General features: G+C 64.3%; 8 protein-coding genes and 1 pseudogene. 5 read left to right on the forward strand and 4 right to left on the reverse strand.

What is annotated here, in order from left to right:
• Nucleotides 1-141 precede the first annotated feature (141 nt).
• Nucleotides 142-276, reverse strand: a complete 135-nt coding sequence (locus CCS01_RS35710; protein ID WP_275112910.1) for a hypothetical protein — start codon at nt 274-276, stop codon at nt 142-144.
• A gap of 496 nt (nt 277-772) precedes the next feature.
• Between CCS01_RS35710 and repC the strand changes: the two genes are divergently transcribed.
• Nucleotides 773-970: a replication initiation protein RepC gene (repC, locus tag CCS01_RS12630; protein ID WP_408887486.1), complete on the forward strand. Its 198-nt coding sequence runs from the start codon at nt 773-775 to the stop codon at nt 968-970.
• A gap of 168 nt (nt 971-1,138) precedes the next feature.
• A complete protein-coding gene (locus CCS01_RS12635) occupies nt 1,139-1,663 on the forward strand; it encodes a hypothetical protein (protein ID WP_104519179.1) in 525 nt (174 codons plus the stop codon).
• Between the two features lie 318 nt (nt 1,664-1,981).
• Here CCS01_RS12635 and CCS01_RS12640 read toward each other — a convergent pair whose 3' ends face one another.
• Entirely contained in the window at nt 1,982-3,361 is a 1,380-nt protein-coding gene (locus CCS01_RS12640; RefSeq protein ID WP_239992143.1) for an MATE family efflux transporter, read from the reverse strand.
• Nucleotides 3,362-3,638: 277 nt separating this feature from the next.
• Here CCS01_RS12640 and CCS01_RS12645 point away from each other — a divergent pair, with 277 nt between their 5' ends.
• Nucleotides 3,639-4,472, forward strand: a complete 834-nt coding sequence (locus CCS01_RS12645) for an SDR family NAD(P)-dependent oxidoreductase (protein ID WP_158258364.1) — start codon at nt 3,639-3,641, stop codon at nt 4,470-4,472.
• A gap of 27 nt (nt 4,473-4,499) precedes the next feature.
• On the opposite strand, the gene CCS01_RS32775 is transcribed toward CCS01_RS12645, so the two are convergent.
• The gene (locus CCS01_RS32775; RefSeq protein ID WP_146101723.1) at nt 4,500-4,898 is read right to left on the reverse strand and encodes a hypothetical protein; all 399 of its coding nucleotides are present in this window, start codon (nt 4,896-4,898) and stop codon (nt 4,500-4,502) included.
• A gap of 468 nt (nt 4,899-5,366) precedes the next feature.
• On the reverse strand, nt 5,367-5,654 hold the full coding sequence (locus tag CCS01_RS12655) for an ATP-binding protein (protein ID WP_338049979.1): 288 nt from the start codon (nt 5,652-5,654) through the stop codon (nt 5,367-5,369).
• 108 nt (nt 5,655-5,762) lie between these two features.
• Between CCS01_RS12655 and CCS01_RS36075 the strand changes: the two genes are divergently transcribed.
• The gene (locus CCS01_RS36075; RefSeq protein WP_146101724.1) at nt 5,763-6,554 is read left to right on the forward strand and encodes a hypothetical protein; all 792 of its coding nucleotides are present in this window, start codon (nt 5,763-5,765) and stop codon (nt 6,552-6,554) included.
• Nucleotides 6,479-7,307: pseudogene (locus tag CCS01_RS36080) on the forward strand (hypothetical protein); the annotation flags it as partial. The gene CCS01_RS36075 and the pseudogene CCS01_RS36080, both read left to right, overlap by 76 nt.

Below are 7,307 nucleotides of genomic sequence, written 5' to 3' on the forward strand. Positions count from 1 at the left end.
ACCGTCAATGGCGATCCCATCATCGTCTCTCCTGGTCCGAATGCCGTTCGAGGTTACGAATCGAACCTTGAACGTGCTGTCAACCAGGCGCCCGGCCGGGAGAGTCCTTCTTTATGCGGGTTGGTATGACACCCCCAATCTTCAGCCAGTCCCACCTAACAGGGGCTGGTTTGTCGGCACCACCTCCCGCCAGCCCTCCGGCAGGATCGTGCGCGGGTAACGGACCCGCTTGATGTAGCGCAGGCGCCCAGGATGCAGCCCCAGAGTGTAGCGCAAAAGCCTCACCTCCGTTCGGTCTGGAGCGATGGCGTAGTTTGTTGTTCCGTGCCGGAACTTTGAACGCTAGATGTAACTAAGTAACCATCAAGGCGCCAGAACGGACGCATCAGCACGCCTGAAGTGTCCCTCCATGCATCCCGCGCCCGTCTCCGCTCCTGCACCAGACTTCGCTACCTTCCCCGTTCTCAGCCTCATGTGGGCAGATTACTGGTCGTGTCTGACCCGGCTGCGTATTGTTGTCGGTGATGCCGAAACTCACGAGTTCATTGCCATCTACCACCCTCACACCCGCCGGCCGACATGGTTGATCAAGCCGCTCGAGGATGGCGTGATGATGTGCTGCGCGTCGAACGAATGGGCAGAGGAATACGCCCTTCCCACTCTACGGGCAGCGCTTTTGAGTATCCGGCGCCTGACGGCCGCGAAGAGAGCCAGAGCTGACTGGGCTGTGGCGAGAAGCCTTTCTCCGGCCAGTCCTTGAGCTTGCGCCACCATGGGCCGGGAGGCTGCCGCCGTCGCGGTTGCCCTGGTTTCGGCCCGGCCGGCTGAGCACTTCCGGACCAGCTCAGGCGGGTATTTCCACGGCATGGTGGCCAAGGCCAAAGCCGGCGAGTTCAACCTGGTGCGGACCATTTGGGGGCTGCGGCAGGCGAGGGCTGGCAAGCTGCGCACGACACGGATGATGCACTGAGGCTGTGCAGCGATCAGGCCGAGGTGCCTGAGTGGGCCGTCGACAAACGCAACCAGGACCGTGGCAGCATGATCGGCGTCAGGAACACCGAAGCACTTTATAGTTACCATACGTATTAATTATAATGTGTATATGTCAGGGGAATTGCTGAACGGGTTGATTTGGGTGATGGACAGCCAGCTGTGCAGCCGCATCCACGAGGCGATCCAGGCTCGCCGCGGGACGCCAATGAATCTCATGGTTCCGATGTCTGTTATCACCTGGGTGTGCACGCAGGAGGCCATGCGCTGTCGCGGCCGGCGTCTCATGCGGAAGTGGGTCATAGCGAGTATGCTGGTCGCGACGGCCGATCTCGCTGCCTGCGCCCCACCGAGGGAGATCATCGATCTCAGCCTGACACCTCAGGCGACGTTGGATGCCATGGCCCAGATACCAATCGTGCCGCTTGGCGTGCCCGGCCCATTTGGCGCCATGTCGGTTGGCCCAGTCCTCGGCTATGGCTGCAGCTGGACCGCCTCGGGGGCGGCGGACGCCGCGGTCCGCCAGCTTCAGATCAAGGCGTTGAACATGCAGGCTATTGCGGTGGTGGACGTGCTGATCACGCCGGCCGACAGCGGTCCTTGCCGTTTGGGCTACCGCGCCACCGCAAGCGGTATGGCCCGGGCTGCCACAAGTTCGCCGCGGGTCTGGTAGTCAGACACCTGGCAGGCCAGTGGCCGCGAGGCTGTGCGTGTTGACCATCTGACCTTTCCGTCAAACAAGGCTTCCAGCATCGCAGCTGTGGCGCATGCCGCGGAGCTGCGCCGCCAACTCACACAGGGAGACGAACGCGGCGGCCAGATTCTTCTCACCGCTTGGCGAGATCGTCTTGCCGTTGCACAGCGGAACAGAAGTCGGCCAATGCACTCACAGTGCATCCGTTTAGCGCAGGGGCATCCGGCCGATCGGCGCTAACAGCTCGGCGATTTGACTTTCAGTCGGAACGAACAGCGCTCACCCGTGCCAGTCCGTTCACGCGCCCTTTGACAGCAGCCCGAGCGTCTCACGGCAAAACCATCGTCCGATCATGAGAACGGCGACGATCGCCAGGCCGGTCGCCAGTCCGATCCAAATACCGATGCCACCAAGACCAACTGCAAACGCAAGCGACGCGCTCAGTGGCAGGCCAATCGCCCAGTATCCCAGCAAGGCGAAAAGCATTGGCATGCGTGTATCGTGAAGGCCGCGCAGAATGCCCGCTCCCACCGTCTGAGCGCCGTCGGCGATCTGGAACGCCGCCGCAAGCATCAGAAACGACGCCGCATGCCCGACCACGACCGCGTTGGCCGGTTCGTTCGTGTTGAGGAAGGCCGAAATCAACAGGCGCGGTGCCGCAACCATGATCAGAGCCATGGCGGCCATGAAGACGATCGCCAGTCCCAGCGCGGTCCATCCGGCCCGATGGATCGCCTCCCGATCCCGCCGGCCCAAGGCTCGCCCGACCCTCACGGTCGCAGCCTGGCCAATGCCGAGCGGGACCATGAAGGTCAGCGACGCCAACTGGATCGCGATGGAATGCACCGCCAGGGACGCCGCCCCGATCAGGCCCATCAGAAAGACCGCGGCGTTGAACATGGTCACTTCGAAGCTGAGCGTCGCCGCCATCGGCAGGCCAAGGCGCCAGAATTCCCGCAGGCGTGCCCGGTCCACGCGAAATCCTGCCGAGAACAGGCGAAAGCACCTGAACGGCCGCGCGACGCTCGCCACGATACCAAGGCTTGACACCATGAGGAGGCTGGACAGCGATGTCGCAAGGCCCGAGCCGGAAATGCCAAGCGCATGGCAGCCGCAATGCCCCAGCATCAGGCACCAGTTCGCCGCCGCATTGAAGACGATCGCGCCGAGGCCAATGATAAGTGACCATACCGGCTGCTCAAGCGCGCTGATGAATGACCGGAGCACGATGAAGCCCCAGGCCGGCAACAGCGCCCATTGCATCGTGTGGACATAGGCACCCGCCAGAGCAGCCAGGGCCGGGTTCTGGCCCATCGCGAGGAGCAGTGGCTCGCTCCACCACAAGGCGATCCAGAACGGCACCGCGATGACCGCGGCCGACAACAGGGCGAGGTGGACGATGCCTCGGACTGGCGCGACGGCGTTGTGATCGCGGCCGAGCGTTCGGGCCATCATCGGCGTGGCCGCGTTCAGCAGGCCGGCGCCAAATATGAAGGCTATGAAGTAGAGGTTGGCGCCCAGGGCGCCGGCCGCGAGCGTGTCGGCGCTGAGCCAGCCCATCATCATGACGTCGGTCGTTCCCATCGCGACCTGGGCTAGATTCCCGAGAGCGAGCGGCCAGCTCAGGGCCAGGATGGCGCGGAGTTCCCCAACCCAGGAGGGCGTACCGGCGGGCATGGTTGGCGTTCGTCCGAGCATACGCCGGGTGCTACCTGCAAGCGGCAGGCGAGTCACGCCGTGCGGGAACGAACCGCCCAAACGGTCATGTGCCTCCGGCGACACGCGGAGCGGATACGCTGTTGCCCTGTGGTGGCATTATCTGGATGACCTTCTGGTGGTGGCGCGGCAACGCCACCGATGTCGGGTTGGTGTGGCGCGGGTTGCGGCCGACGGGATGGTTCGCTACTGGCGAGCGTGGCAGGCTGGTGATCCGAACCACAGAGGATCGCCCAGAATGGACATTTCCGGCAAAACCGCCATCGTCACCGGCGCCGCCTCCGGCATCGGCCTCGGCATTGCGACAGCACTGGCGGAAGCCGGCGCCAACGTTGTCATGGCCGACATTCAGAAGGATGCCGTCGAACAAGCCGCCCATGGTCTCTCCGGAACCAACAAGCGAGTGATGCCGGTGCGGATCGATGTGACGCAGGAGCAGTCTGTTGTTGATGCCCTGACGGAAGCGGAGCGCAGCTTCGGCAAACTTCATATCGCCTGCAACAACGCCGGTGTTCCCATGCATGGCACGAAGCTGGTTGATGTGCCGCCGGCCGACTGGGAATTCGTCATCGGCGTGAACGTCTGGGGTATCATTCATGGCATCCGCCACTTCGTTCCCGCCGTCCTCAAGCACGGCGAGGCGGGGCACATCGTCAACACGGCCTCGGTGGCTGCCTTTCAAAACCGGCGCGGCACCGACCAGGGGCCGTATTCCATGAGCAAGTACGCCGCGCTGTCACTGTCCGAGGCGCTGGAGCACGAGTTGGAAGGGACGAACTTCGGTGTCTCCGTGCTTTGCCCCGGCCCGATCAACACGGCTATCGCCCGCGGCGCCCGCAATCGCCCGGATCACATGGGCGGGCCGAAGGATCCTGCTCAGGACGCGGCGGTGCTGGCTGAACGCCTGGCCACCACGGGGCTGGACCCCAGGAGGGTTGGGGAGCGTGTGGTGGACGCAATCCGCACCAGGACGTTTTACGCCTTCGTCAGTGCCGTACCGGCTGACGTCATCAAAGCGCGCCATCGCCGCATCGAGGACGCTCTGAACAGTGATTGGGTCACGCATTACTGACCCGCTGCTCGGCTACGGTTCGCGCAGCTACGGGACGTCTGCCAGTGGCGCAAAACAGTCCCACCACGCGTTGCCGATCCGACGCAGCCCCGCAGTCTGCTGCCCGGCTGTACCGTCGTTCCAGGGTAGTGGCGATGCCAAAATCGCCGCAATGTCGATCATCCCGGGATGATGGCAGGATCCCCACGCAAGTGTTCCGTCCGAACCGAGTTCCGCCCGGAGCCGGGGCTTGATGTCGGGACGGGCATGATCGGCCAGCGTGAAGTAGGCTGCACCGGGGACTGCCTGAAGATTGGGGGTGCGGGCGTCGAAGCGGTAATTTCGTGTCTGATCTCGGATCGGAGGTGAGCGGGTGGCTTGGATGGTGAGGTTGGTGAAAACCGGGGCCGACGGTGAGCAACAGGCCATCGACGTCGCGACGATCAACCGGCCCGATGATCTCATTGAGATCGCCAATTTGGGGCTGACCCTGGCCGAAGGGAAACAGTTGCTCCTCAGCGCTCACGAGAACGGACCCACTTTTGCTCATGGAAGCGGACCCCGCAGATGCGCATGAGTCAGTGGTTTGTTGCGCTGCAAGCGGTTTCTTTGTTCGGCTGAGGGCCGTTTCTTCGTCCCGGCCTACGGTTTCAGTGAGCGCCGCGCGCAGCGGCGGTCAGGGGAGGAGCGGAGCAACCCGGAGCCACGCGCAGCGCGCTACAGCGAGCATGGCGAGGATTGCGAGCACCGGACCTTGAGCGGTGCGAGCACGGTGCGATGATCAGTGTTGGCGGGACCTCGATGCCGAGACCAGCCTGGTCGTGGTTCTTGCCGCGCCCGCCCTCGGCGCTGGCGCAACTTCGCAGGCGGAACTGGCGGGGCTGCGAGATTGCGACCGAACGTCAGGCGCGCGTGTCAAGGCTTGCTGGCACGGCGCGTCGGATTGGCCGGCGGTGTTGCCGGCAGATCCGGACTGCGTAGGGACGGGCCGTCGATACGGATGGTGACGCAGTGATGCTGCAGGCGGTCGAGCAATGCGTCGACCAGGGGCTTTTTGTCGAACAGCGCATACCAGTCCGGCAGGTCGAGGTTGGTGGTGATGATCGTCGAGACGCGGCTGTAGCGTTGATCCATCAGGCGGAAGAAGGCGTTGGTTTGTTCCGGCTTGATCGTTAAACCGAGCTTCCTTCTTGCTCTTACTATAAATTGGCGGAATTCCGGGCAAAACTGCGCCGGGCTGTCTCAAAACGTAGCCATGTAATCACGCGCTTGTTACTTGTACCGCGCGGCCGGATCGATTCCCATACACCGATGTATATCGAAGCCGTCCCGAACCGGAACTCCCCGCCCGCCATCCTGCTGCGCGAGAGCTACCGCGCGGGCGGCAAGGTGCGTAAACGCACGCTGTGCAACCTCTCCGGCTGGTCGCCCGCCCATGTCGAGGGCCTGCGCGGCGTGCTCAAGGGTGGCACCGTCATCCCCGCCGAGCACGACGCCTTCACCGTCACCCGCAGCCTGCCGCACGGCCATGTCGCCGCTGCGCTGGGTACGGCACGTAAAATTGGCCTCGAGCGCATCCTCGGCCCCGACGGCGACCGCTGCCGCGATCTCGTTTTGGCTATGCTGGTCGGCCGCGTCCTCGATCCCGTCTCCAAGCTCGCCACGGCCCGGACGTTGTCGCCCGCCACGGCGTCCTCCAGCCTCGGCGAAGCGCTTGGCCTCGGCGCGGTCGGTGATGCCGAACTTTATGCCGCGCTCGACTGGCTGCTGGAGCGCCAGGCCGCGATCGAGACCGCATTGGCCGGGCGCCACCTCCAGAACGGCACCCTGGTGCTCTACGACGTCTCGTCGAGCTACATGGAGGGACGCTGCTGTCCGCTGGCCAAGCGTGGCTACAGCCGTGATGGCAGGAAGGGCACGCTGCAAATCGTCTACGGCCTGCTGTGTGCCCCCGATGGCTGCCCTCCTCTGCCATTCCACCTGCTACGCAGGCGGAACCTTGGGCAGCGTCGCCCGTCGCCATTGAGGTGTTCGAGGGCAACACCGGCGATCCGAGCACCCTGGCGCCACAGATCGACAAACTCAAGCAGCGCTTCGGCCTGACGCATGTGGTCCTCGTCGGCGACCGCGGCATGATCAGGCCGCGGAGCGGACTGATGTGCCGGGAGGCGTCAGCCGCACTCACCGAGGCGCGCATCAGCGCGGACATCAAATCCGCTGGCCTGGACTGGATCACCGCGCTGCGCGGACCGGCGATCAAGGAACTGCTGGACAGTGGCGTGATCCAGATGTCGCTGTTCGACCAGCGCGACATGGCGTCCATCACGTCACCGGATTATCCCGGCGAGCGGCTGGTGGTCTGCCGCAATGCCGATCTCGCCGCCGAGCGCGCCCGCAAGCGCGAAGAGCTGTTGACGGCCACCGAGAAGGACCTCGCCGCCATCAAGGCCAGGGTCGAACGCAAGCGCGATCCGCTGCGCGGCACCGCCGAGATCGCGCTGGCCGTCGGCGCGGTGCTCAACACCCACAACATGAAAAAGCATTTCGATCTGGCGATCAGCGACGACGCTTTCAGCTTCGCCCGCAAGCGTGCCGAGATCGCCGCCGAGGCGGCCACCGACGGGCTTTATGTCGTGCGCACCAGCCTGGCCGAGGCGACGCTGGACGATGCCGATACGGTGCGTAGCTACAAGTCCCTGAGCCGGGTGGATATCGACCAGTCATGGCGGCTCTCAAGAATCAAGGGTTGCGTGGTTGGTAGTCCTCCCGGGCGGCGGCAATCGGCGCCAAGGCGGCGGCGTTGCCCGGATCGTCTTCAGATTGGCAATCGTGGCAGCGTCGGCGGTGACCAACGTC

This window comes from Rhodopila globiformis (assembly GCF_002937115.1).
Taxonomy (GTDB): domain Bacteria; phylum Pseudomonadota; class Alphaproteobacteria; order Acetobacterales; family Acetobacteraceae; genus Rhodopila; species Rhodopila globiformis.

What these genes read in the sequence shown, in the direction of transcription:
- CCS01_RS12635 (WP_104519179.1), top strand. Translation starts at nt 1,139, where the DNA reads ATGGACAGCCAGCTGTGCAGCCGCATCCACGAGGCGATCCAGGCTCGC.
- CCS01_RS36075 (WP_146101724.1), top strand. Translation starts at nt 5,763, where the DNA reads ATGTATATCGAAGCCGTCCCGAACCGGAACTCCCCGCCCGCCATCCTG.
- CCS01_RS12645 (WP_158258364.1), top strand. Translation starts at nt 3,639, where the DNA reads ATGGACATTTCCGGCAAAACCGCCATCGTCACCGGCGCCGCCTCCGGC.
- repC (WP_408887486.1), top strand. Translation starts at nt 773, where the DNA reads ATGGGCCGGGAGGCTGCCGCCGTCGCGGTTGCCCTGGTTTCGGCCCGG.
- CCS01_RS12640 (WP_239992143.1), bottom strand. Translation starts at nt 3,361, where the DNA reads ATGCCCGCCGGTACGCCCTCCTGGGTTGGGGAACTCCGCGCCATCCTG.